Genomic DNA, 25,817 nt, shown 5'->3' with positions numbered 1-25,817 from the left:
GCCGTTCGCCATAGCGATGACTGTGCCGCTCCGCACCGCCTGGGCGCGGATTCCAGGGCGCTGCCGGTGTTCGAGGGACTCAGCATGGCGGTCGGTAGGGAAGGCCTCCTACGTACTGTCGCCACAGGGCGCGGGTGAGGGTGTGTCGGGTGATGGAGCAGATACGTCGGGCGGCGTGTTGAGGGTCGAAGTCCCAGAGTCGCACGGTGCCGTCCAGGCCGGCCGTGGCGAGGAGGTTGGGTTGGCCTTGCGTGATCGCCAGCGAGGTGATGCTGTCGGTATGGCCGGCCAGAGGGTTTCCCAGTGGCTTTGGGTGAGCGGGTGTGGTGGTGTCCCAGAGCCGCACGGCGCCGTCCTCGCTGCCGATGGTCAGGGTGTGGCCGTCTGCGTCAAATGCAGCGACCGTCAGGCGAATTCCGTGGGTGGTGAAGGTCGCCAGGGGTGTTGGGTGGGCGGGATGGCTGGTGTTCCACAGTTGGATGGTCCCTGAGGTTGAGGCGGTGGCCAGTAAATGGCCGCGGCGGGTGAAAGTGGCGACCATGCCTTTGAGGGGGCGGCCGAGGCGCTTCGGGGCGGTGGGGGTGGAGGTGTTCCACAGCCAGGCTCGCTCGCCTGTGTCGCCACTTGCCGTGACGGCGAGGGTGTGCCCGGTGGGGCTGAACGCCAGGTGGTAGTCGGTGTAGTCGTCTGAGGCGGCGAGGTCGTGGGGGAGGCGCTTGGGGTGGGAGGCGTCGGAGATGTCCCACAGCCATACGCGGGTGCCTGAGCCGTCTTCCTCCGTCGCCAGAGTGCGTCCGTCGGGGCTGAAGGCCATTGCTCCGACGGTGTAGTCGTCCGGAGTGGTGAGGCTGTGTCCGAGGGGGGTGGGGTGAGCCGGGTCGGTGGTGTTCCATAGCCGGAGGGTTCCGTCGTCTACGTTGGCGGGGTTGTCCGCGGCGAGGGCAAGGATGTGGTGGCGGGGCCCGAACCCGGCGACTGTGCCGCGAAGGCGGCGGCCGACGGGGGTGGGGCTGGTGGGGTCGGTGGTGTCCCACAGTTGCACTGTTCCCCCGGTACAGGATGTGGCCAGTGTCCGTGCGTCCGGGCTGAACGCGGCCGGGGAGACCTTGAAGCAGTCTGTCAGCACGGTCGGGGGGAGGCGCCAGATACGAAGGGTGCTGCCAGTGGTCATCAGGTGCCGGCCGTCGGAACTGAAGAGCAGGGAGACTCCGGCGTCCGAGTGATGACCTAGTGGCTTGCCCAGAGGAAAGAGGCCGCTGGAGTCAGCCAGGCCGGTGAGGTTCCACAGTTGGACTCCGCTGCTGCCCGCTACCGCCACGATGTGCCCGTCAGGGCTGAACGCCACAGCGTTGACTTCAACGTCGTCCCCCACACTCAGGGCCTTGTCGATAAGAGCGGGATGGTGCGGGTTCTTGAGGTACCACAGCCAGACCTGTCCCAGGCTGGTGCCTTGGGTGACGAGGTATCTCCCGTCAGGGCTGAAAACCAGCGTCTGGCTCTCCGCTTTCCTGCTGAGCGTGGCCAGCTCGGTCGGGTCCGTCGGATGCGATAGGTCCCACAGTCGTACGGTGTTGTTCTCCAGGGTGGCCATCAGCGGGCCGTGGGGGCTGAACGCCATCAAGTCGCCGGGCAGGGAGCGTGCGATGCGTTTCGGGTGCGCCGGGTCGTGGACGTCCCACAGCAAGATGTGCTCGATACCGGTGGCGAGGATCTGCCCGTCGGAGCTGAATTCTGGGGAATACGTGCTGGTATCGCCGGGGAGGTCGGTGAGCAGGGTCGGCCGATCGGGGTGGGAGGTGTCCCACAGGTGGATGGGCCCGGCATCCTCGGCAACGGCCAGAACATGGCCGCGTGGACTGAACGCGACGGCGGCGCCGGGAAGGGTGTGGCCGATCCGTGTGGGTCGGGCGAAGTCACGGGCGTCCCACAGACGTACTTTCTCGTCTTCGCCCGCTATCGCCAGAAGGTGTCCGTCAGGGCTGCGCGCCACCGTGCTGTTGTTGGGGATGGGCGGCACCGCGTCCACTGGAGCGCTTGGATCGGGGATTTCTGAGAACAGTGCGGCGGTAGTGGTGCTGATCAAGTTGGTGTAGGTCTGGGGGGATTGGTGCAGGCGGTGGGCGACGATGTCGAGCTGAGCCGCGAGTGAGGCGTTCTGCGTTCGGAGGGAGACGTCGCTGCCGCTGAGTTGCTCTGCTTCACCCGTGATCTGGCGGGAGACGGCGACGTCGCGTTCCTCCTGGGCGGAAGCGCGTTGCCGGAGGGCGAAGACGGCCGTGCCGGTCGCCAGCAGGGCCAGCGCGCACAGGGTGGCGGCAAGGGCGCGCAGCCGGCGCGCGCGGCGATCAGCCGCTTGCTTCTCACGGTCGCGCTGCTCGCGGCTGGCTGCCAGAAACGCCGCCTCCTGAGTGGTCAGGCCGGACCACGGACCGACGTTGGGGAAGGCGTCATCGGCCGCCTCCAGGCGCAGCCCCCGGTACAGGGCTCCCGAGTCGTGATCGAGGTCCTCCCAGGCAGCGGCGGCTTCGGTCAGCCTCCGGTGGATACGCAGATGTTCTCGATCGGTGTCGATCCAGGTGTGCAGGCGGGGCCAAGCGGTGATGAGGGCCTCGTGGGCCAGTTCGACGCGGTCGCCGTCCACCGTGATCAGGCGGGCTCCCACCAGCCGTTCCAGGACCGTCGTCGTGTCGTGAGGCGTGCCGAAGTCGAACTCCTCGCGCTGGACCGGACGGTGGGTGTCGGGGGTCCCCTCCCCGGGTGTGATCAGGCGCAGCAGGATCCGGCGGACCAGCAGGGCCTGAGCCGGGGTGAGGCCGGAGTAGACGTTTTCAGCGGTACGGGCGATGGCGCCGTGAACGCCGCCGGCTGCCCGGTAGGCCTCCATGGTCAGGGCACGGCCATGGTGGCGGCGCCACGTCTCCAGCAACGCATGCGACATCAGGGGCAAGCCGCCCGGCTCGTCGGCGACCGCGTCGATGATGTGAGCGGTGAGCTCGCGCTCGACGATCAGCCCGGCGGCCTGTGCCGGTTTGACGATGGCCTCGCGCAACTCTGCCGCCGTCATGGGACCGACCAGGAGGTTGGCGTCTTTGAGTGCGTCAGCCAGCGGGCGGTGTTCGGCGCAGTGACCGTAGAAATCGGCTCGTACGGCGATGACGACGCGCAGGCGGCTCTCCGGGCGGTGGGCGGCCAGCAGCAGATCGATGAAGTTCTTTCGCTCGGCCGCGTCCGTGCAGAGGGTGAAGACCTCCTCGAACTGGTCAACCACGACGACTGTGTCACCGTCGGCGTCCTTGGCGGCGAGCGCCTCAGAGTGGGTGGCGACGGGGTGCTCGCCGGGGGTGAGGATCCGCAGAGCAGCGGGGCGCTGATCCGGCGGGGTCAGGGTCTGCAGCCGGGGGATCAGACCGGCGCGTAGCAGGGACGACTTGCCGCTTCCCGAGGCGCCGACGACGGCTGCGAATCGTTTGGAACGCACCAGTGCCGCGAGGTCGCCGACGAGTCGGTCCCGGCCGAAGAACCGGTCCCGGTCGTTCGGCTCGAAGCGGGCCAGGCCCCGATACGGCGCGACCTCCTCGACTTCGGAGCGCGGCTCCGCGGTTGCGTCCTTGGCAGCTTGCCTCCAGCGCTGTTCCCATTCCTCAGGGTCGCCGCCGCAGGCGCGGACGTAGGCGAGGGTGACGGGCAGAGTCGGCAGCCGCTCGCCCCCAGCCGCCTGCGACAGAGTGCTCGCCCCCTGCCCCGTGCGCTGCGCCATCACTCGATAGGTCGGACTCCCCGCCTCCGCACGGAGTTTGCGTAACTCGGCAGCCAACCGCGCCACCGGTCCAGCACTCGGATCGAGCGGGCTCTCACGACGTCCTGCCATGGGTGGCTTCCCCTCTAACCGCCCGCTTCCCCCGTGGACGCAGCGCGATCACTCGGACGCTACGCACGCCCGAAGAGAACAGCAAACGACAGGCGCCTTCTTCGGTCAGCTCCACGCGCCACGCCCGTGACCTGCACTGTCGCCATTGATCAGGGGGGCGGAGCTGGATGTCCATTCAATTTGCCGGCCGGGAAAGTCGAATCTGTACGACCCAGACCCGCTCATCAGGTCCGGCTGTCCACCGGGTCGCCGACACGCGGCCTTTTCGGCAGCCAGCAGCCCCACCGGAGGAGAAAATGGTGCCGATCACCACCATCAGGAAGCCAATCGCGTTGGCCGTGTCCGCTCTGGCCTTGAGCAGCGGCCTGGCCACGGCGTCCACACAGGTAACGTCCGCATCGCCGACGGCCGTCAAGTACTACTACGGCGTGCGGCAGATCCAGACGGACGACGGGCGCTGCACCGCCCAGCTCGACGCCAAGAAGACGGCACCCGGGCACTGGTTCGTGCGGGCCTCGTTCTACAACATGTCGGGCGGCGGAGTTGCAGGCTGCTCCTACTACCTGTGGCGCAAAAAGGGCAACGGATACTACGGGAGCTTGTCGCATGCGAGCCTGCGACGGAACTCCAGCCACCAGACGGCCTGGTACTGGGACGGGCCCGGCTACCACGTAAAGATGACGCTCAACGACGGCGACGGGGACGTCAACAGCAAGCCGTACTGACCCGCTGCAAAGGGTGCGTCACCGCACCAGCGTGGTCCTCAAGCGACGCAGACGTCACCTCGGAGATCCCGAACGCCTCCATCCGCAACAACGCCACGAGTCCTCAGCCACCACGCGCCCGTACGGCCCCGTCCCCGGGCGGGCGGCACATCGTAACGGGCGGTTGATCCCGGGCCGGGCTGCTGGCCGGCACGAGGGGAGCGGCCAGCAGCCCGGCCCGACGGCCAGGGCGACACCCGGCTAGCCGACGACGCGAATCCGCCTTCTGCCATCGGATGCGCCCCAATGCGTGCCTGAACTGCGGTCCAGTCCGTGATGAGGACGCCGCAGACCGGTCGACCCTGCCCGGACGGAAGAGCCGAAGTCAAACGGCACAGACCCACTCAAGACCGAGACGGTCGGCCGCCGTGAACAACCCGAGCGCGCCGTACAGCGCGGCGCCAGCGAAAGGAGAACGAGATGCCCTCCACGATGCGCAACAGTTTTGCGCTCGCTGCGACGACTCTCGCCCTGGCCGGCGGTCTTGCCGTGGTCGGCCCTGCACACGCCGATGCGCCTGGCGCGCGGCCTGCAGCCCACCCGCCTCGGCCGTGGTGTCGGTGTCCGACGACTCTGCTGCGAGTGCCAGGAGCATCCGGATCAGGGGCACGCAGGTGGCCCTGCGGGAATGCCCGCGCACGAGTTGCGGGATCGCGACCAGGGTGTCGAACGCGACCCTGCGGGCGTACTGCCAGACCAACCGGCACACCATCGAGGTCTCGGGAAACAGGTGGTGGACCAAGGTCACCCTGCTGCACGGCAGTGACCCGGCCTGGGTGAGCAACCACTACGTCCGCACGGCGGCGCCCAAGGTGCCCCACTTGCCGAGCTGCTGACAGTCGACCGCCAACCCCAACCAGCTTTCCAGGAGACAGACATGCCCATGCCGTCCTCCCGTACGCGCGCCGTCAGCGCCTTGGTCCTGGCCGCCGGACTGCTCGTCACCGTACCCGCAACGGCCGCTCACGCGACTGCCGAAACCCAAGCTGCGGCCGTGCACTCCTGCAGCTACCGCTCGACCGTCGGCTACACGTGCGACTACTACTACGGCACCGAGACCATCAGCGAGGGCAGCTCCAACGCCGCTGCCGTCAGGGAGATCCAGGACATCATCAACGTACACACGGACTACCCCATCCTGCTGTCCGTCGATGGCAGCTTCGGCTCCCACACCCTCGCGGCTGTCGAGTGGCTTCAGAGTCACCACCACATTGCTGGCGGCGCGGACGGCGTCGTCGGCAGCCACACCTGGGACTACCTGCGCCGCTGACCAGCCCCCTGCACAGCGGAGATCCACTGCGGCCGTCGACGAGCGGCATCCCTGACGGCCGCGCCAGGACGATCGCGACCACCGGACGGTGCTTGTCGGGCAACCGTACGCCGCCCCGTCCGGTGCTGCCCTGCGCTATGCACATACCGCCCGTGGAGTGCACAGCCGACGAGCAGCCCAGAGGCGCTGACGCGGAGCAGGCTTCGGGCACCCCACCACGCAGCATCACGACAAACACACAATGCGAGGCGGCATGATGATCATAAGGAAGATGGCATGGAGGAGATTCCGCCTCACACCCCTGATCAAGACCTGCAGGATCACTGCCACGGGAATCGCCGTCGCCGCCCTGCTGATCGGCACGCCGGCGGTCACAGCCGCAGCACCTCAGACGACGGCCGGCAGCCAGACGATGGCCAGCGCGTGCGGCCCCAGCGTGAACCCCAACCGCTACATCCCCCGCGGCAGGCGGCACAACGGTCCTGCGACGTGGATCGGCAGCACTCGGATACAGCTGCGCTACGGCAACCGTCCCGGGGGCCGCGCTACTACTGGGCCCAGATCACCGGCGCTCGCCGAGGTGACACGGTCACCCTCTTCTGGGACATCGACTACGGCTCCTGGCGGGACAGCGGTGCCTGCTCGGCGACCGTGCACTCGGGAAGCGCGCAGAACACCCGCGCCGTCAAGGTCGTCCACGGCCGCGGCTTCTATCTGGAGGCACAGGCATGCGGCCACCACGCCGGCCGAAGCAGTTGCACCGCCTCGCGCCCCTGACGCACGTCCAAAGGACGGTGGTCCGTCTGATCGGTACCTGGCCCGACAGTTGCACCTCCGCACCCCATCCATCCGCACACCTGGGCGTTGCGTGCGCGCCTTCTCCATGCCCCACCGACAGCACCGGCCGCCCCTGCACGAGCCCGCCTGGTGTCGGCTCATCCGTGCGACACGTTTTGACCAAGTACGCCCATGCCTGAAGGGAGCCCGGCCATGAACTCTCGCAATCACCGTGCCAAGGTGATGGACTTCGAGGAGTACGTGCGTATCCGGCACGACGATCTGTTGCGCAGCGCTCGCCGTCTGGTCGGCGACCCGCGCGACGCTCAGGATCTGCTGCAGACGGCGTTGTTACGCACGTACCGCCGGTGGGAGTGCATAGCGGACAAGCAGCTCGCGGACGCGTATATGCGCCGCGTCATGATCAACACTCGCACGGAGTGGTGGCGGGCCCGGAAACTTCAGGAGCTCCCTTCGGCGCAGCTGCCGGACAGGAGTGTCGAGGACTCCGCGGAGCAGCATGCCGATCGCGCGCTGTTGATGGACATCATGCGCGTGCTGGCGCCGCAGCAGCGCAGTGTCGTGGTGCTGCGGTACTGGGAGCGGATGTCCACGGAGGAGACGGCTGCCGCCCTCGGCATGGCGCCCGGAACGGTCAAGAGCACTCTGCACCGTGCGCTCGCTCGGCTCCGTGAGGAGTTGCAGTGCCGAGACCCTGGTTCTGCTGCGGCGTCTGCAACCGAGCGTCGATGCCCGACGGGTGGCCGACGGGCCCGATGATGCGCGGGATGCACCGCATCATTCTCGGCACGGGACGATGCTCACCGACCGGCGGGTGCCCCCTGCCTACCACTGCTATGCCTGATCTCGCAGGGCCTCCAGCTCCGCGCGCAGCGCCGCGTTCTCCGCTATCAGTTCCACCTTGCTGCGCCTGTCTGCGGGCAACCTCCGGGCGGAATGACCGGGCCTTTGAGAGCGGTCTTTTTGCGGAGGTTCAGCGACTGGTCCGAGAGGTTCGAAGGCGACGATCACGGCTGGGTCCAGCCCGCACTCTGAACATCGTTCTTTGTCGCAGACCCCGCCATCGGGTCGTGGGCTGTTCTGGATACGGATCGCCTCGATGACGTGGCCGCAGTACAAGCGCAACTGCCACCTCTGCAGCTCCCATGGAGGAGTTGGAGGTCCCAGGAGCTGGCGCATCTTCTTCCGCTGCTCCTCTGACCAGGTAGGAGCCTTGGCGAGCTGACGCTGGACCCACTCATGGACCTGCACAGCCTCGTGCTGGCGGCGATGATCGGCCTTGGTCAGTTGGTAGTCCGCCAAGGGCACGCCGTGGCGCAGATACTCGACTTCCATCCCAAGGAGGGTAGGGAGACGAGGCTCCTTCTGGGGAGGAGTCCCCCGGGAAGGCACTCCTTCGGATGACTCGGTGTCACAGAGTTGTGCAGGATCGAAGTACAGCGACCGTCGGCCCTCGCGGCGACGGTCGGTCTGCTGGGCGTCTCCGCGGCCACCGCGGCGCTCCCGCTGCCGAGCAAGCACTGACTCGCACGACCTGCCGGACAGGCGGGCAAGCCGCTGCCCGTCGGCCAGGAGGCGGCCGGCCGGTGCGTTGTCGTCAGCAGCCGGACGCGCCGCTCGTCCGGGGCCGGGCAACGTGCACGGTCAGTTCGGCGCGCAGATCCCGGCCCGCACCGGCCGCGGCCTGTGCCTGCAGCTCCGCGAGTTCGTCGTCACCGAGGCCGTCGACCCAGGCGGTCATGCGCCGGTACTCGGCCTCTTCCTCGTCGTGCAACTGCTGCTCGTACCAGTCGAGTTCCGGTTCGGCGGCGAGCCATGGGCGGCAGGCTTCGTCCTGCTGGCGCCGTTCGTCGGCCCGCTCGACGATCTCGCACGGGTAGACGGCCAGCGGCCGGGGCCTGGCCTGGACGCGGCAGCGGACGGCGAGCAGCGCGTCGGCGGTGGGCTGACCGGCACCGCACGCGGCGGCGAACGCCACCAGCAGCTGCTCGCTAGGCCGCCGCCGGCCCTGCAGCGCGTTGTGGAGAGCGCTGCGCGTCAGCCGGCCCGCGGCCTCGGGCGCGGCGACGAGGGCCCGCAGGGACGGGGTGCCGGCCGTGACGCGCACCCGCTCCATGGCCTGGCCTAGTCCGGCCAGGGTGGTGACCCGGCCCGGCACGTGCGGGGCGCGGGGTTGCCCGGACCGCCGGCGGGTGACCGCGTCCGAGGCCGCCTGCCACAGTGCCTCGGCGGTCCCTACGACTGCCTGTACCTCGCCTTCGCCGTTGCCGCGGGCACGGGCACGGGCGTGGACCGCGACAACGGCGAAGGCGAGGATGGTGCGCCGGGTGGGCAGCCGGCCGTCCAGGGCCCGGCGCAGCGTGCACTCGGAAACCGGCCATTCGCTCCGGGAGGACCAGCGCGCGATGGTCTCGAAGGTCAGCGTTCCCTTCCACGCCCGCAACGTGCCCAGGGCAGCGCAGGAAATCGTCCCGCCGTCGAGGACGGTCGGCACCCCGGCGCCGATCGCGCTCAGCACGCCGAACAGGAGTGTGAGAGCGATGTGTTGGTCGAGCAGGGGATCGCGGTCGTGCTCCGTACACCAGCTCCGTGAAAGGGAGAAAGGACCGGAGGCCGGGTGACTGCGGTGTAGCTGGTGTGCCCCGCGATGCCCTCGCATCCTAAGAAGATCCTCGGTACGTATCCGTGCGTGTCGTTGCCTGGAACTGCGAACACCAGGTGCCCTCAGTCCGTGTCTGATGGGGTCCCCCGTGGATTCAGGATCCGTAGGAGGGGGGCCAGCAGATCCAGCGTCCAGGCGGTTCGGGCGGGATCATCGTCGATGGGTCGGTTGTTGAGGGCGTTGACGGCACGGCGCAGGAGTCCGAAGCCGCCGATCAGCAGCCGAGGACTCGGGCGTAAGGCGAGAACCGAGCCTGCTCGCTGTGCCAGTCCTGGCCAATGCTCCTGCTGAGTGAGGAGTGCTCCGAGGCTGATCGCGGCTGTGATGGGGGCGCGATTGCTCGGCAGATGCTCCCGCAGCAGCTCGATGAGCGGCCGGGCGAGTTCGCTCTCATCAGTGACGCCGAGCTGGAGGGCGAAGGCCTGGGCGAAGTCGCTGATGGCCTCTTCATCTCGCTGCGCGAATAGGTGGACCGTGCCTCGACCCGCCAGGGCCCACGTATCTCGGGGATCCGCGGACAGGGATTTGTCGAAATCCCGCTCCGCTTCGGTGAGCCGCTCCGCCTCCCACAGCAGCCATCCACGCATCGCGAACGCCGGCCCGTACGTGTTGTCGAGGAGTGCTGCGTGGTCGAGGTCGGACAGGGCCTCGATGTCGCGTTTCAGGCCGTGCAGTGCCCAGGCGCGGACGGTGTAGGGCCAGGCGCTGCTGCGTGGGTCGTGGCCGTCCGGGTCGGTCAGGGCCCGGTCGGCCTCCTGAAGGGCCTCGGCGTACCGTCCCCTACTGAGGTACACGCGGGCGAGATGGACGCGATACCACAGCCGGGTGTCCAATTCGGCTGCCCGTTGCATGGCGTGGAGGGCTTCGTCCCACCGATGCAGCTGAGACAGGCATCGCGACCGTTCAACGTAGGCCCACGCGTATTCCGGGTCGATGCTCAGCGCGCGGTCCAGATCCGCCAGTGCCTCCTGGTGGCGTCTCTCGGCGCGGTGGAGTTCGGCGCGGCTGACGAGCGCCCAGTCCTGTGCGGGGTCGAGTTCGAGGGCCCGGCCGAAATCTGCGAGTGCTTCTCCAGGGCGGCCGACTGACTGGTTGATGCGTCCCCGCAGCACGTGATTCCAGGACGCGGCGGGATCGATGCGAATCGCCTCGTCCAGGTCGGCGAGAGCGTCCTGGACATTGCCGGTGAGCTGGTGGGTCAGGGCACGTCCCACCAAGGCGTCGCTGTACCGCGGATCCAGGAGCAGTGCCGCAGTGAAGTCGGTAAGAGCCAGTTCATATCGTTCGGCGCGCTGGTGGAGAGCCCCCCGGGCGACCCGCGCGGAGAGCTGCCCTGCGGTGTCCGCGCCGGAGCGGCCCAACAGCGCATCAAGAACGGCCAGTGCCGCCGGGCCCTCGGTGCGGGACGCAGCCGCTAGCCGGCTGCCCCAGGCTGCCAGTTCCTCGTCCGCCGTGTCGATGGCGGACTGCGCGATCAGCTGCGCCCAGCGTCGAGCTGTCCCGCTTCCGTGCTCGCAGGCAGAGGCGACCTCTGCAAGCGCCCCGGGCAGAGTTCCCCGCGGATCGGCGCACAGACGGTGGTAGGTCTCGTTCGACCTGTGCTCGCGCCAGATCCCGTCGCTCCAGCGGTTCCTGGCATCCACGACTTCCTCCCGCTGCGCCCGCCAGGTGCGGAAGGTCTCCGCGAGCAACTGGTGGGTGGCACGCCACCGGGCAGGGGACTGGGTGCGCTGCAGCCGCAGCATGGGCGCGCGTACGACGTCGTGGTAGCGGCACCGTCCTGCCTGGTCGCTGATGACGAAGGCCAGTTGCCGCAGCCAGGAGTACTGGTCGAGGGCTTCCGGCGGCGCGACAACTCGGTAGACGTCCTCGTCGAACTGGAGAGGCAACGCACAGGCAAGAGCGGTGGCCCGCCGAGGCGCATCCGTCTCCCATTTCAAGAACCGCTCCACCGCCGTCCCCGACGGGTCGCTCACGGTCTGCGCCGAATCGGGCCGGGCCTGCGCCAGGGTATGCACCAAAACCGGCAGCCTGCCCGACAAACGCAGCACCACCTCCACGACCTGCTCGTCGGTGACGCCCCGTAGCGCCAGCAGTGCACGTGCTTCCTCCTCGGTGAACACGTCGAGCGGCACCTCCGTGACCAGGTCGAGCCAGTCACCCCAATAACGGACATTCAGACGGCCCTGCCCGCACAGGACGATCTGGACGTTGGCCGGCAGGACGCCGTGCACCTCGCCGAAGGCAATGTCGCGCAGCCACTCGTCCAGCCCCGCCCCCGACCGTTCGTACACGTCGAAGACCAGCACCACCCACGGTCGTCGCCGCGCAACCTCACTCAGGTCTTGAAGGAACACCGGGGTCAGGCTGCGTACCGGGTCGATGACCAGTTGCACGTCATCGTGGGACCGCAGCCGTGCGCCGAGCGCGGCCCGCAACCGGTCGGCACCCTGTGCAACCTGCTGCGGATCGACCGCACCAGCCAGCGCGCCCACAACCGGCACCATGCCGAGGCCGGCCAGGCCCACCTGCGCCGCGAGCGACCCCGGAAGCGACGGCCCAGGTGGCTGCCCACTGCTGCCGCTCTCCGCAGCCACTGCCGTGTCCGACGCCGACTGTGCCTCGTGGTCGCGCTGACGGAACGTGGTGAGCAGCTTGCCGAACCGGCGCAACTCCAGCCCCTGACGGCCCAGCCGCTCGCCGACCTCCTCCATGGCTTCCACAGCACTGTGCACGCTGTTGTCGAGATACGCCGTGGCCGCTCCCAACTCACGAGCAACCTCTTCCCACTGCTGTACCAGCGAGGTCTTGCCCACACCGGCGTTGCCGCGCACATGGAAGAGGAACTGATAGTCGTCAGCCTCGGGATCCCGGCCAAGATTCTCCCGGAATGCAGTCATCTCACCCCGTCGGCCCACGAACCCACTCCGGCGACGTCGTCGTATCAACTCCTGCCGTGACGGACGCTGTTGAGCCATGCCTCCACCCCCGACAGCCAGTATGGCAACGAGGTCCGCTGCCCGGCCCCGGCGATCCGTCAGCTCATTTCGTGTAGCGCCCTCTCGGTCTCGTGGCCACCAATAGGGCGCTGTTCGCCGCCGCAGGTAAAGGCGTGAGGGGGGCCTTCTGGGAACTGGATCAGGCGGGAGCCCGCTTCGGCGGCTTCACGCATGAGCCGCCGGGCCGTTCCGGCGGGCGTCGTCGCTGATCATGGAGCGTTTTCAGCGTTGCTTCTCCAGGGTGAGGACGGCTTTCGTGATGACGCTCATGCGGTTGGGACTGATGCGGGATCTGCGGAAGATCTGCCAGGACTTCAGCCGTGCCATGCCTCGTTCGACGGGTGCCCGGGCCGCGGACAGGGCCCGGTTCTCGGTCCGCTCGGTGAGGGTGAGTTCACCGTTGGGCGGGCGGCGCTTGGCGGTGGTGACCCAGTCGCCCGCACCGATGTAGGCCATGTCGGCGAGGATCGGGGCGCCCTGGCGCGCGCAGATCCGGAGGATCTTGTGGGTGCGGGCGGCCGTCAGATCGTGGGTCCGGCCCGGCAGCGCCGGCGACAGCCACAGAATCTCGCCGGCAGGGTCCGTGACGACCTGCACGTTCACCCCGTGCCGCTTGTGTTTCGAGGAGTAGTCGGCCCTGCCGTCGCCGACGCGGTCGCACTCTGCGAGCGTGCCGTCCAGGAGGACGAAGTCCGGGTCGTGCGCGCGCAGTGTCTTCAGCAGGCCCGGTGCCTGCTCGGCGAGCAGACCGGTGACCGCGGTGACGTAGGCGTGGGCGGTGCCGACGGATATCCCGAAGGCCGTGGCGATACGGGCGAGGGCGTCGTGGCGACGCAGGTACACGAGTGCGACCAACGCACGGCAGTGCGGCGGGAGTTTGCACCGCCGGTGACCCTCACGGGTGACGATGAGCATCGTGACCCACTCGACCAAGGCGTGGGGCAGGTCGAGTGCGGCAGGATACGGAACCAACAGGGCTCCTGTGCTGCTGAGTTGAGACGTCGAACACCTCCCTCAACGGCACGGGAGCCCTGCCCGTTGCGCACCCCGACCTCACACCGCCCCGTCACCCGATCAGTGGCCACACTGAAAACGCTCATGGTCTGGGCGATCGCGATGCGAAGGGAGGCCGGATAGGCCACGGACGCACCCTAGACGCGGCGATATCACCCACCGTCCCAGGTTCGGCTAGACCCAGCTTCCGGGCTAGCGCTTGGACGACGTGCCCGGTGCAGGCGTAGATGGTTGTGTGCGCAGGTCAGCTGGTGCAGCTGAGGCAGATGGCACAGCGTTATTTCTTCTTCGGGGCCGTATAACGCAGTGTCGCCATACGGGTGTGTCGCCGGCCTGCGTAGCGCGCGATGGCCTGGTCCACTTGTTCGGGAGGGGCCTTGATCCGGTATTTCTCCAGGGTCAGGATGCACAGGCCGCCGTACCGCCGTTGGAAAGGCAGCCACAGGAACCTGGGCACGGCGGTGTCGGGACGCGTCCACAGGATGAGGGCGTGCTCTTGCGGGTCGGGGCGCAACACCATACCGATGCGGTCCACGTCCCCCCATGGAATGTGCAGCCAGCGCCTTCCGAGAGCGCTGAGCATGATGCCCGAAGGGCCCACATGGAAGTGCACATGCTGTCTGCCGGTCAGGAAATACGCGGGAAGACCGACGCAGAATAGCGGAGCCAGCAGCAGGTTGGTGAGGTCGTAGGCCCATCCTGTGGCCTTCGGCCCGGCCACATTTAAGCCGATCATGAAAGGGATGAACAGCGCAAAGCCGATCAGTGCGGAGAACTCCATCGGCTGTCGGCCGCGGAACGTGGCGCCGGTCCTGGGCGGTGCTGGTGCCTGGGCCGACGTGCGCAGCCATGCTTCGTCCGGCAGAGCGAGCTGCTCCCTGTCCGCGTACCGCGCCAGGGCGTCCCTGAGCCGCTGCGGGGCAAGCGTGACTTCCTGAAGCAGGCACAGGGTCAGGGCTTTGGGCGCCAGCTTCGGCAGCAGCATGTTCGTGCGGTCCGTCATGCCCTCGACGCTCCCGGTGGGCTGGATCGCCAGCAGCCCGAAAAGGCGGGCGCCGCGTGGCCAGTTGACCACTCCGATCCGTTCGATCTCCGTCCAGGCGTATGCGATCTCCAGCTCACCACGTGTCAGAGTCAGCCCGGCCGCGCCGATCACCAGCCTTACCGGCCGGATGAGTCGAGATGCGGCGAACCAGGCCGTGCCGAGGGCCAGCGCGCACATGGCCAGCGTTGTCACATCCATGGGCCGGGCGAATGCGGCGCGCAGGAAGTTGAACCCCAGGACTGCGCCGACCAGCGCCACGGCTGCGAAGACACGGCGGGCAGAGGTGAACACTTGCTGTGGCTCAGGGCTCGGAGCCTGCTGTACTGCGATCTCTGCGCTGGGAGTCCATGCTGTCCCTGCGTACTGGGCAAGTGCGGCCTCGACGGCCGACGGGACCGTTGCGAGCCTGCGCAGTTCCGCGAAGCGGAGGGTGTCTTCGGCGTCCTCCTGATGAGGACCTGGTGTGGTCCGGCTCGCCGTCTGCGGGAAGACTCCGGGCATGGGCCGGACCATCAGGTCGTACCGCGGGCCGCGCAGCCGGGTCGCCGGTCTCCGCCGTACCCAGCACCGGCTGATCCGGTGCCAGGGATAGGAGAAGTGCTCTGAGTCCGAGTACTGCACCTCCACGCCGTCTGGGCTCAGCACCAGTGAATAGTCACCCGGATACTTCTTTCTCAGGGCCGAGCCCATCGCGGCGATGCTCACGACTGCCAGCATCGCGATCACCTGGGCAGGTTTGGTCAGGTCGAGGGTCTTGTCCTTCATGGCCCCGGTCGAGTACGCGGCCTCCAGCAAAGCAAGAGAGGCAGGGAGTCCGATGCCCCACACGCGGATCCGATGAAATATGCGGCTCGGTCTGAAACGGATTTCGCCGACTGCAGTTTCGTCGGCGGTTTCGGCGTCGTCATTCGGCGCTGCCTGGCCCGCGGCTCCGGCTTGCATGATGGCGGCTCTGTTGCGGACCAGGCCGAGTTGGTTGTACCCGTCCGAGCCCTGTTGACGCGGTACCGGGTAGCCGCGTTGATCCAGAGCCTGGGACAGAGGTCCGTATATCTCACTGAGTGTCAGCAGTTCCGGCTTGTCCGGCAGTCCGTCGCGGAGCAGGCGGATGAGTTCGCCGCTGAAGGCGGTGTAGCGCTCGCCGACAGGCGCGTACGAGGGGAAGTCGCGTGCCGAGGACGTCAGGATGTGCGTGCCCCGGATACGCAGCGTGTCGCGCGGTCTGGTCTGGACCCCCATCAGCGGGTCCAGGGCCTGGCCGCTGTTGCAGCAGTCCAGGATCAGTATCTTGTTGGGGCAAGGCGAAGCCTCGAAGATCTCCCTGATTGCCTGGAACGGTATGGACGTCCACCTCAGGTCGCTCTCGTCCGTGCCGGTCAGCGCGAGGTGCAGCTCGTCCAGGTTCTCGTTGAGGACGCCGTGGCCGGAGAAGTAGACCAGCAGCGCATCGGTGGCGGTCAGGGCGGCCTCGCGGACCGCGGCGCAGACCGAGCGGGGATCTGCGGCGTCCTGGACAACGGTGCACCGCTGGAGCGGGAAGCCGCCGAAGGAGTCCGAGGTGAGCAACTCCTGAAGGACCTCCAGGTTGTTGCGCACTGCGAGGAGGTCGGGCAGGTCGCTGCTGTCATACCGGGAGGTGCCGATCAGGACCGCACGGGAGCCCCGCGGGTCCGGCAGCCGGAGGGTCACGGCTGCTGTTGGTTCCGCAACGCGGTGTCCAGGAGAGACTGAGCGTCATCGGCGGAGTCGGCGGTGATCTTCACGCTTCGGCCGTCGGGGAGTGAGAGTTCCACCGTGGCCGCAGCCCGCTGGGCTTTGAGGAGCGCCGGGAGCGAGCGGACGAGAGCAGTGACAGCACCGCTGCTGCTGATGGCGATGGTGAGCAACCCGATCCCCGCCCCCATCTGCTCGTCTGCGGGCGTCTTGCGCACGAGACGCACGCGACCGCGCAGCTCGGGCTCCGTGTTGAGCTGATGGCGTATCCCGGCCAGATCCGCGTCACCGACGGTGGCGGCGCTGTCGGGATTGTCGTTGACCAGTTTCAGTGCCACGTTCAGCATGCCGTCCCCCGACCGTCGGACCCCGATCATGTGGAAAACAGTGTGCAGTACGCGGCACAGCCAGGCCCAGGCTCCTGCCAACGCCAAACGAGCAGATGGCACCGGTTTGTGCATCACGTGCAGGCGAGGTGCTGGTCGCCAGTCGGATCCGCCGCGCTGCTGGGGTGATCTGCGCCGGCCGCCCGGGAAGGGAAAACCTGCATGCTCTCTGACCTCAGTGCCGTCGTTCCCGATGTGATTTACCGCCTCTGCGGGTGAAGCAGCAGGCGGACGCCGGGCGGGCCGCAGCCGGACCCACTACGAAGTTCACGGATAGTTGGTGATCTTCGAAGGGATCTGTCTTGCGACACGCCCCTACCCTCGCCATGGCGGCCACCGTGCTCAGCGCCCTGGCCGCGCTGCTTACCCCCGCTCCTGCCTCCGCCGCCGCGGCCGTGTCCGGCGAGACGGTGACCCTGCCTGTCCGGGACGCCCTGCGGGCGCTGCCGGTTGAGGAGGAGGACCGGGCGGGGTACGAGCGGAGCAAATTCCGGCACTGGATCGACGCAGACCGCGACGGCTGCAACACCTGCGCCGAGGTCCTCCTCCAAGAAGCGGTCACAGCCCCCAGCGTCGGGCCGCGCTGCGCTCTTACCGGGGGCAGCTGGTACTCGCCCTACGACGACCAGTACTTCGACAGCGCCCGCCAGCTCGACGTCGACCACCTGGTCCCGCTCGCCGAGGCGTGGGACAGCGGGGCGTCCGCGTGGACGGCGAAGGAGCGCGAGGCGTACGCCAACGACCTCGACGACCCCCGCGCGCTGATCGCGGTGTCCGCCGCCTCCAACCGCTCCAAGGCCGACCAGGACCCCAGTACCTGGATGCCGCCCTCGGCCGGCTACGCCTGCCGGTACGCCACCGACTGGGTGGCCGACAAGACCCGCTACCGGCTGGCCGTCGACCCCGCCGAGAGCGCCGCGCTCACCGAAACGCTGCGCCGCTGTCCCGATGAGCCGATCACGGTGACGCTCGCCCGCTAACGGCCGCGACATGGGCGCGGAAACCGGGCAGAGGAAAGCCCCGGCTGGACGGGGGAGGCCAGCCGGGGCCGCAGGTGGTGGCGGCGGAGGGCGGTCGCCTCTCGGCGAAGGGCTCCATGGGGCTTCAGCCGGACGATCGTCCCCATGGGCGGAAGGTGAGGCCCGGGGACACTGTCCCCTCCGCAGCCACGTAGACAAGAACAGCGAACTGCCCATGCCTGTTCCCCCGTTGATGCCGTCCGGGCATGTGAACTGCAGCACGCCGCTACTCGGTCGGGTGATGCTGCCGCATCAGCGCAACCCTGCCCGCCGCCAGGACGTAGTGCCGTACATGAACCTGATCAACGAAGTGCATGTACAAGAGCCTGGGCTGGTCGTCGTCGACGTCGCGGCCGCTGACGCTGCGACCGCGCTCGCCCTCCAGGATGCTCTCGCCGCGCAGTGGGCGACGGCGAAAGCAGACCGTGTCACGCGCGATCCCGGCCAGCCCGGTGTACGGCTGCGCTGCTACGTGGACCTGCGCCAGCCGCTCGGTTCCTAGGCGGATCAGCGACGCAGATCCCTCTGCAGCGTCCGCGCTGTTCGCCGGTGCGGCGGCTGCGTCCGGCCGGCAAGTGCTGTCGGTGTCGGCGTGCGCCGGGCGTCGTCCCGGCACGGCTGCCGCAGCCGCTGGCGGACTGCATACTGCTGCTCGTGCTGAGCTCTGCGCAGCGGGTCACACCTGCTGCGGACCATATTCCGAACGCAGTGACATCGAGCCTGCGAGAGATTTCATGAATTGCAACTGTAAATTCAGGTCACTTTCGAGAGGCCGGGACCTCAGCGGCGGTCCAAGTTTTTGATGAGGTGCAGGACGGAGAGATATCCCGCCAATAGTCCTGCTGCACCGGGCGTGCGTGCGTTGCTGTAAGCGCGAGCCGGTTGCATCGGATTCATCAACCGGGCCCCGGGTGGAGCTGGTCAGGAGAACGCCGGTGCAAGGGAGTCGACCCAACAGGGTGCGGACCACTGGGGCGCGCCGGCTTTGGTCAGTTAACCATCCGTTCCGGCCGTGCCTGTCAACGACCGAAACGGTCCGCGGCTGCTGCCAGGACGGGGCCGGGCAGGTGCCCTAAGACGCCATTTCACTTGGTGAGTCTGCGGTGGCATATGAGGGTCGCGGCAATGGCGGTGAAGGCGAGGAAGTGTTCTGGCTTGCGCTCGTAGCGGCGGTGAAGGCGTCGGCACCCGGACAGCCACGACACGGTCCGCTCCACGACCCAGCGATGTCGGCCCAGGCGGCGGGATGACTCGATGCCTTTTCGGGCGAGGCGGTGCCGGATGCCTCGGGAAGCGAGCCATCGCCGCAGGCGGCGGTAGTCGTAGCCCTTGTCGCCATGCAGCTTGCCGGGTCGTCGACGTCGCGGGCCGCGACGGGAACGGATGGGCGGAATGCCGCGGACCAGCGGGATGAGGGCCTGGCTGTCGTGGACGTTGGCTGCGGAGATGCCGATCGACAGGGGCAGGCCCTGGCGGTCGACGATGAGGTGGATTTTCGATCCCTTCTTGCCGCGGTCGGTCGGATTCGGTCCTGTCAGGTGCCCCCTTTGAGGGCCCGGACGCTGACAGAGTCGATCGCGCACCGTGACCAGTCCAGGTCGCCCCGGGCACCGAGTTCGTCCAGGACCAGGCGGTGGAGCTTGGCCCACACCCTGGCCTCGGTCCACTCGGTGAACCGACGGAAGGCGGTGACCCCCGACAGCCCGAAGCCTGGCGGGAGTTGGTTCCAGGTGCAGCCCGAGGTGGCCACGAAGATGATCGCTGCCAGCACCTCGCGGTCCCCTCGCCGGCGATGCCCTCCACCCTGCGGGCGAACCGGTGCGGGCGGCACCACCCGCTGGAACAACTTCCATAACTCTTCGGGCGCCATCCGCTCGACAAGCGCATCAGTCATCACCCCAGACTGCCGCAAGATCACGCCAACTGAAATGGCGTCTAAGAGGCTGGTGTCGGCCCAAGCCAATCTGCCGGGTGAGGGCGGTTTGGTCCATGCGGCTTTGCCGCCGGTATGGCTTGCTGCAGCCGCGACGGCGGCGTGAGCGCAGCTGGGGTTGTGAGCGGGCCTGTAGGGATCCAGGGCGGCTTGGCCCGGCCGTCGCCCGGGCCTCAACGGTAGGCATCCTGGCATCCGTTGGGGAGGCCTCGAGGCGCTCATTCTTTTGCGCTGTCTCGTCTTCCCGCGCAGTGCTGGCGCCGATCGCACGGGAAAGGCAAGGTGGGAGCACCCACACGCTAAAGGCGCCAACTGTGCCTCAATGCAGAAATAGTTGACTCCATGATCTGACTGAACAACTCCAGGCAGCCGCAGTGTCTGAGCAGGTCAGAGCCACTCATTCTTCAGATCTGTCTCGCGGCGTCTCGCTGGCTTCTGGTTCGTTGAGTTCCTCGCCCATGCTGAGGACACGAAGCGAGTCGCGTATGGTCGCTTCAGGCACGGTCGTCGGCCCCTACAGAGGGGCCTTCCTGTGCCCGGCTGTTCGTCATTCTTCATCTGTTGGTCCAGACGGGGTGACGGAAGCATTGCGTGGGTGCTGGTTGCAGCCTCACCTGCGCCTCTGAGCGTGTGGCGGGGTCTTTCTCTGGCCCCGCCCACACGCCACTGCGGAGGATTGCCCGCTCATCGGTTGGTGGAGAGGCCTGCCGCGTGGCCGGCGTCCGGGCGAAAGCAAGGGGGCAGCTGTCTGTGAGGAACGTGCTCTGCGCCTGATCTGGAGGCCCTCCTGGGGCCTTGGCCAACGGATTCTTCACAAGGGACTGCCTGGTCGGATGTGTCTGGCCGTTGCAGCGCCGGTCCCCGGCTCCGCCCAGTTGGTGACTGCCCATGACGTTGTGGATTGCCGTGCCTGTCGGCCGCATCGCGGTTGGCCGGCTGGGGGAGGGCCAGAGCACTGCCGGTGCGCCGGCTTCACCAGGCATGTAACGGCTGTATGAGGCTCGTTGGGCGGCTTGCCTGGACCTCATCCTGCGGGACAGTGGATGGCCGGGCCGTACTGGAAAGCGCTCGAGGCCCAGTGCCTTTGGCGGCCTGAGGCGGGCTGGAGATGCTCGGCATCAGGGGCCGGTATTTCACCCGCGCCCGCGGCGATCCCCGCACTCGTGCAGGGCTGTTGGCAACAGCTCGTGGAGAGGACGCTGGAGCGTTCCCTGGAGGAGTGTTCCGCGCCGGCGGCTGGGCTGTGCCGGCAGTGGTGGACGTGGCCGGTGCGCTGGTTTTTGAACACGACCGTGCGCAGCAGGCTGCTGGATACCCGGCGGGACCTGGCGCAGTGCGCATCCGGCTGCCCGGATCGACCGGTACGTGCCGGGCAGCCGGCCGCCCGGACAGGAATGGGCCGCCGGATCAGGGCGCCTCGGCATGGTGCTGCGACGGTCCACGGGCGGCGCGGACATATCTGGGGCACTGCAGGAGTTGCGGCGTCGGCCGGAGTGGGATCACTGTCGCATGGACGGTTCTTTCACAGAGTCCGCGGTCGTTGTGCAGGCCTTTCCTCGTCACCCGGCCGGGACACCAGAGACGCCGTACACACCAGCACCTCCATTTATAGCAAATTTGCATTTGAAAAGATATACTGGTTCTGTTAAAGTCTGCGAGGATGAAAAAATCCGGTGTCGGGTGTTTCTGATTATCGCCTTCCGGAGTATATGATCATGCTCGCTGGGTGGTCACGATAAGGTGCCTTCGGTCCGGTGGTGGACACCGCGTCCGGTGAAGCATCTCATAGAGCTGGATTCTTTGGTCAGCGGATTTTCGAATTCTTCGGCGTGCGGGTAAAACCGGCCCGATTGGTGCTGGATTTCCCGGAGTGTGTGATGTGAACAGACATCGGGGATCTGCGAGTTCCGCCGGGAGTTCCTCGGAGGGAACGTTGTTCGGGAATCTTGGGCACCGTGTGGAGCGTCTGAGCGTAAGAATGCGGATGAGCCGGCGCGGGCAGGACCTGGAGGCCCGTGGCTGGCCATCATCGGGCTGTCGCTAGCCGCGGGCCCGCGGGCTTACTGAGGTGACTTTCGGTGAGAGGCAGAAGGCGCCGAGGACGACACGGCGAGCGGGGGATGCCCCCGGCGGGGAGATCGCCATCCCGAGGGGCTGGGGGTCCTTGGGGCGTGAGAGGCGTGTCATGGTGCCGATCGCGTTCTGAGCCGGGTCATGACGGTGGGAACCGCTGTTCGCGGGCGTCGCCGGACGGGACCCTCGTACGGGGAGCGTGTCGGCCGCGGAGAGCAGCCACAAGTCGGCCGGGGAGGCCGTCGAGCTTGTGCGGCGGCGGGGCTGCGTCGTGTGCTGGGTGTCGAGGACGTCTGTACCGTGACGCCTCGCCGAGGCGTCATGGCCTCACCATGGGCACTGGGGGCGGTGTCCGTGGCGAAGGCTGTGGGGGCCCTGCCGGTGTCCGCCCGGTGCTGTCGTCGTTCCCGGGGGTCCGGGAGAGCTCCTCGCTCGCCGCCGTACTGGAGGCGGAGGGCGGCTTCGGAGAGCTGGACGGGGCCGCGTGGTTGCACCGGCTGCCGCCCGTGAGGGTGCCCGCGGTGGTCAAGGACACGGAGGTCTTGTGCGGCATGGCGGTGTCGGTGTCGACGGCCTCGACGTTGGAGGTCGTCGACGCCGCTGGAGGTGCACGTCGCGTGCAGGGTACGAGGCCCAGGAGCCCTGGCGGGGCGAGGAGACGGTGGGCTCCTGGTTCGCCGCGGTCATGGTGAGCCGGCGTGGTGCGCGACCGTCCGGGCCGCCGCCTTCGGCGAGGTGGAGACGGCGAGGGTGCTGCACGGGATCGGCGGCGCGGCCGAGGGGCTTGCGTGTCTGTGTTCCGCGGGCCGGTCCAGGCCCGTGACCGGCACCCCTGTTCGTCAGAGGGCAGCAGACGGACCCGGAGGTGGACTGCAGAGCCGCCGCCGAGGCGCGGTATGCCGTGCTGCTGGTGGCGTCCGAGCTGACCCAGGGGGACCGGCCCCGCCCGACCGGACATCCCGCTCTTGGACGGGCCCGCGCCCTGAGGTGCCGCAGTGAAGCAAAAGGAGGGCGGGTACGAGGCCGACGAACACCTCGTACCCGCCCTCTTGGGGAAGCGGGCCGGTTACCCGGCCCAGGGCTCGGCGATCCCGCTCTCGCGGCAGAACCTGCCCCAGTCCCGGCGTTCCTCGGGGGTGGGGGAGCGTACGAGCGTCTGGGCCAGCACGGTGAGTTCCCTCCTGGTGCGGGGGCTCGCCCCGATGGCCGCCTCGCTGGCCCGGGAGAGCATGTGGGCGGGCAGGAACTTGCCGGCGAAGAGGCGGTCGACGAGCGGCATGGCCATCCTGGCGCGCAGGGCGAACTCCTTGATGCTCACGCCCTCCTCGGTCAGCGCCCGCTCGAGGACGAACGCGAAGCGCGTGCGCGCGGGGGAGGAGACGACGTCCTCGGTCTGCTTGCCGGCCGGTTCCACCAGGCGGGACCTGCGCAGGGAGCGCGGCATCCAGCCGGTGCGCACGTCACGCGCGGGGTCGAGGCCGGCGAAGGTGCGCGCCCAGCCTTGCTGTTGGCGTACGGGCACGCCGCAGCCGGCCAGGACCGCGGCCAGGTGCTCGAAGGTCATGGCGCGCTCCCCGGCCAGCACGGCGCCGAGGGTGGCGCGACTGTAGGGGACACCGATGCGCTCGGTGGCCTGCGCCAACTCGCGCAGCGACAGGCCCGTGTACGTGCGCAGTGCGGTCAGGGCGAGGAGGAACTGCGGCTCGGTCTCCAGGCCCGGCACGACCGCTCGGCCCTGGGTGCGCTCCCAGTAGCCGAACGCCCGGGCCTGCAGCGCGGCCGCGTCGGCGGGGGCCTGCTCCTGCTGCAGCTCGCGCACCTCGTTCCACAGGCGACGCGCGCCCGTGAGGTCGCCGGTGCAGGCGCGGACCCAGCCCTCGACGGTCCGCCACGAGACGCGAGGATCGCCGTTGTGCGCCTTGGACAGCGAGCCTTCCGAGACCCCGGACATCTGCGAGATCTTCTTCAAGGTCATGGACTCGGCGATCGTGCTGGCGTCGGACTGCGCGGCACGCAGGAACCGTGCGAGCTTGATCACCGGGTCGTCCCGCTGGGGCAGCGGGTCGGAGGTACGGGCCATCACCGGTCTCCTTCCTGTCCGGCCCGAAGGCCGGGGCCCGTCAAGGGGCCCCGGCCGAAGGGGTCCAGACGTCAGGAGCCCAGCGAGGTCCGGACGTGGTTGGCCAGCAGGCCGACCAGCAGGACGCCCGTGACGGTCGCCTCGGTGGACTTGCCCAGGACCATGCACGTGACGACGACCGCCGCGACGATCGCCGTGATCGCCACGGACGGCCAGGACACCGTGTTCGGCGTGCCGTTGGCCGGGGTGCTCGCCGTGTCCTCCGAGGGCGGGGGCAGGACGATGCCGTGGACGACCAGCGGCGCGGAGCCGGGCACCGGCACGGACACCGCAGCCGCCGGCAGGGCCGGCTCGGAGGGCTGCAGGGCGCCGTTGACGATGAACGGGCCCGGCGGCACGGCCGACGAGGCCGAGAACGTCGAGCCCGCCGGGACACCGGGGGCGTCCTGCGTGGGAGTACAGGGGACCAGCCGGCCGTCCACAAGAAAGAACGGCCCGGTCCCGGTGGGGGACGAGCTCGAGGGCTCGTTGGAATTGGTCACGCCTATCCTAACTATTCGTCATTTTTGGTTCAGATGGGGTCGAAGCGGTGGCGCCGATGCAACGGCGCCACCGTCGGGGGGTCCTGAACTCCTTTCACCTGGTGGTCCAGACAGGGATTTGGGTCGTGCTCGAGTACCGCGGCCCCTCGGTCGCGTCGGTTGCAGCCGACGCCGTCGAGGTGCGAGAGATCCTCGGTACCAATCATTACCTACGCGCTATCACTCCCAGGGGCCGTGAGCCAATTCTGAAGATCATTCAGAGGCCCCTGCCTCCAGGCCAGTTGGGTATTTTCCCTGGTCAAGCGACAGCTGGTGCCGCGCCCAACATTCCGCCGAGGCATCGAGAACCAGGAACGGTCCATGAAGGCCCTCCTCGTCCACGACGCGCTCGCCGACGCAGCCCAACGACACCTCAACGGACCGGCCCTCGCACCGAGTTCCCGACAGCCTCCATTGACACCAGCACCCGAGGAGCAACCCGACGGTCGACCACCACGACCCCAGCCACAGGAACCGTGAACTGCGACAACACGCCCTGAACGAAGGAACGTTCAGCACCAAGCCCACACCTCGCCGCCGCCCCAACCAGCCCCGTCGGCCACCCGGCCGAGCAGACGCACACCACGACCAGCACCCCCGCGCCGCTCAACTCCACCGGCAACCTCGCGCCGCCCCGGACCGCGGCTGCACCCCCAGGAGCACGGCGGCGCCGCCCCCGAGGACCGACGCCGCTGTGGGCAAGCCCATCGTCACCAAGGCCTTGAAGGAGACGACCGAGCGCACGGCCTCCGCCAAGACGATCGAGGAGACGACCGCCAACGAGACCGGCGACAGCACCAAGAAGAAGACGATCACCTCGACGGAGACGGCCACCACCGCTGCCCCGGACACGAATGGACAGACGGTGGCCCTCACGCACCTGGAGGCGCCAGCCTCCAGTGAGCGAGAGGACGGCCCACCAGCAGACCGAGCGCACGGTGCAGGAGCCGGACGCGTTCGTCGACACCGCGCAGCCCCTCGTACCGCACGCCGAACCCGGAGATGACAGATCCGCTCCCCAGCGAGGAGGCCGCCGATCTCCAAGCGGCCCGAGCCCCTCACCATGAGCCCCTCCGCAACAGCGACGCTCAGCACCACGGAGGCCGGCCACTCGCCCTCGCCCCCACACCCACATACAGAGCACCCAAGCGCCGACAGGCGCGCCAGCCCCACCCGCGGGCCACCAGGCCCGCAACACCCCAACACCCAGCCACCACACCCGACATGACGCCGCACCACATCCAACAAACCGTCAACCACCAAGGGCCGCGCCAGCGGCCCGGCATAAACCACAGAGAATTCGCCGCCAGGCGAATTCTAAGAAAAAGAACTACCGGAGCGCGCCAGCGCTCCGAAAGCCCACACCACGAAAAACCCAATAAAAGGCCGCGCCAGCGGCCCAACCAAAAACCAAACAACAATTTTGCCGCCAGGCAAAATACATAAACCCAAACTCCCCACCCACAACCCAGAATTTGCCGCCAGGCAAATTCACGCGCCAAACCAAGGGCCGCGCCAGCGGCCCGGCATAAACCCACAGAGAATTCGCCGCCAGGCGAATTCCGGGGCGAGGAATTCCGCCAGGAATTCCCAAAGGGGCTTTATGCCCCTC

General features: G+C 68.2%; 19 protein-coding genes. 7 read left to right on the top strand and 12 right to left on the bottom strand.

All coding sequences use genetic code 11. The features are described from left to right. Positions 1-79 precede the first annotated feature (79 nt). Positions 80-3,868 (bottom strand): nSTAND1 domain-containing NTPase, encoded by a 3,789-nt coding sequence (locus tag P2Q00_RS42405; protein WP_275780096.1) that lies wholly within the window; start codon positions 3,866-3,868, stop codon positions 80-82. Positions 3,869-4,164: 296 nt separating this feature from the next. On the opposite strand from P2Q00_RS42405, the gene P2Q00_RS42400 reads away from it, so the two are divergent. The 5 genes from P2Q00_RS42400 (at position 4,165) to P2Q00_RS42380 (ending at position 7,459) form a co-directional block, all read left to right on the top strand. Beyond that, entirely contained in the window at positions 4,165-4,593 is a 429-nt protein-coding gene (locus tag P2Q00_RS42400) for a hypothetical protein (protein WP_275780095.1), read from the top strand. Between the two features lie 701 nt (positions 4,594-5,294). Then, positions 5,295-5,468: a hypothetical protein gene (locus P2Q00_RS42395; RefSeq protein ID WP_275780094.1), complete on the top strand. Its 174-nt coding sequence runs from the start codon at positions 5,295-5,297 to the stop codon at positions 5,466-5,468. A 41-nt stretch (positions 5,469-5,509) separates the two neighbouring features. Next, the gene (locus P2Q00_RS42390) at positions 5,510-5,902 is read left to right on the top strand and encodes a peptidoglycan-binding domain-containing protein (protein ID WP_275780093.1); all 393 of its coding nucleotides are present in this window, start codon (positions 5,510-5,512) and stop codon (positions 5,900-5,902) included. 489 nt (positions 5,903-6,391) lie between these two features. Continuing rightward, entirely contained in the window at positions 6,392-6,679 is a 288-nt protein-coding gene (locus P2Q00_RS42385; RefSeq protein ID WP_275780092.1) for a hypothetical protein, read from the top strand. Between the two features lie 213 nt (positions 6,680-6,892). Beyond that, on the top strand, positions 6,893-7,459 hold the full coding sequence (locus tag P2Q00_RS42380; protein WP_275780091.1) for a SigE family RNA polymerase sigma factor: 567 nt from the start codon (positions 6,893-6,895) through the stop codon (positions 7,457-7,459). A gap of 75 nt (positions 7,460-7,534) precedes the next feature. Here P2Q00_RS42380 and P2Q00_RS42375 read toward each other — a convergent pair whose 3' ends face one another. From P2Q00_RS42375 to P2Q00_RS42350, 6 genes are all read right to left on the bottom strand, one after another. Beyond that, entirely contained in the window at positions 7,535-8,035 is a 501-nt protein-coding gene (locus tag P2Q00_RS42375) for a hypothetical protein (RefSeq protein ID WP_275780090.1), read from the bottom strand. Positions 8,036-8,297: 262 nt separating this feature from the next. Then, the gene (locus P2Q00_RS42370; protein WP_275780089.1) at positions 8,298-9,218 is read right to left on the bottom strand and encodes a hypothetical protein; all 921 of its coding nucleotides are present in this window, start codon (positions 9,216-9,218) and stop codon (positions 8,298-8,300) included. A 206-nt stretch (positions 9,219-9,424) separates the two neighbouring features. Beyond that, positions 9,425-12,262 carry a tetratricopeptide repeat protein gene (locus P2Q00_RS42365; protein WP_275780088.1) on the bottom strand — a complete coding sequence of 946 codons (2,838 nt, stop codon included), beginning with the start codon at positions 12,260-12,262 and terminating at the stop codon, positions 9,425-9,427. Positions 12,263-12,583: 321 nt separating this feature from the next. Continuing rightward, a complete protein-coding gene (locus P2Q00_RS42360; RefSeq protein WP_275780087.1) occupies positions 12,584-13,333 on the bottom strand; it encodes a transposase family protein in 750 nt (249 codons plus the stop codon). A 319-nt stretch (positions 13,334-13,652) separates the two neighbouring features. Next, positions 13,653-16,109, bottom strand: coding sequence for a caspase, EACC1-associated type (locus P2Q00_RS42355; protein WP_275780086.1), 2,457 nt, complete (start codon positions 16,107-16,109; stop codon positions 13,653-13,655). Continuing rightward, positions 16,106-16,510 (bottom strand): effector-associated constant component EACC1, encoded by a 405-nt coding sequence (locus tag P2Q00_RS42350; protein ID WP_275780085.1) that lies wholly within the window; start codon positions 16,508-16,510, stop codon positions 16,106-16,108. The genes P2Q00_RS42355 and P2Q00_RS42350 overlap by 4 nt, the downstream gene beginning before the upstream one ends. 335 nt (positions 16,511-16,845) lie before the next feature. On the opposite strand from P2Q00_RS42350, the gene P2Q00_RS42345 reads away from it, so the two are divergent. Together P2Q00_RS42345 and P2Q00_RS42340 are read left to right on the top strand one after the other, a co-directional pair. After that, complete coding sequence (locus tag P2Q00_RS42345; protein ID WP_275780228.1) at positions 16,846-17,499, top strand: HNH endonuclease family protein; 654 nt, start codon at positions 16,846-16,848, stop codon at positions 17,497-17,499. 280 nt (positions 17,500-17,779) lie between these two features. Continuing rightward, complete coding sequence (locus P2Q00_RS42340; protein ID WP_275780084.1) at positions 17,780-18,040, top strand: DUF6207 family protein; 261 nt, start codon at positions 17,780-17,782, stop codon at positions 18,038-18,040. Between the two features lie 583 nt (positions 18,041-18,623). On the opposite strand, the gene P2Q00_RS42335 is transcribed toward P2Q00_RS42340, so the two are convergent. The 5 genes from P2Q00_RS42335 to P2Q00_RS42315 form a co-directional block, all read right to left on the bottom strand. Continuing rightward, positions 18,624-19,432 (bottom strand): IS5 family transposase gene (locus P2Q00_RS42335; protein ID WP_275780083.1). Its coding sequence is split into 2 segments (ribosomal slippage): positions 18,624-19,082 and positions 19,085-19,432, totalling 807 coding nucleotides; the frame shifts between segments, so codons are not numbered across the junction. Positions 19,433-22,610: 3,178 nt separating this feature from the next. Next, on the bottom strand, positions 22,611-23,624 hold the full coding sequence (locus P2Q00_RS42330; protein WP_275780082.1) for a helix-turn-helix domain-containing protein: 1,014 nt from the start codon (positions 23,622-23,624) through the stop codon (positions 22,611-22,613). 71 nt (positions 23,625-23,695) lie between these two features. After that, positions 23,696-24,166 (bottom strand): hypothetical protein, encoded by a 471-nt coding sequence (locus P2Q00_RS42325; RefSeq protein WP_275780081.1) that lies wholly within the window; start codon positions 24,164-24,166, stop codon positions 23,696-23,698. A 645-nt stretch (positions 24,167-24,811) separates the two neighbouring features. After that, positions 24,812-25,057, bottom strand: coding sequence for a hypothetical protein (locus tag P2Q00_RS42320; protein ID WP_275780080.1), 246 nt, complete (start codon positions 25,055-25,057; stop codon positions 24,812-24,814). 478 nt (positions 25,058-25,535) lie between these two features. Beyond that, on the bottom strand, positions 25,536-25,817 hold a 282-nt coding region (locus P2Q00_RS42315), incomplete at its 5' end, for a hypothetical protein (protein ID WP_275780079.1).

The organism is Streptomyces coacervatus (assembly GCF_029223485.1).
GTDB classification, from domain to species: Bacteria; Actinomycetota; Actinomycetes; order Streptomycetales; family Streptomycetaceae; genus Streptomyces; species Streptomyces coacervatus.
This window is presented reverse-complemented; position numbering and strand designations above follow the sequence as displayed.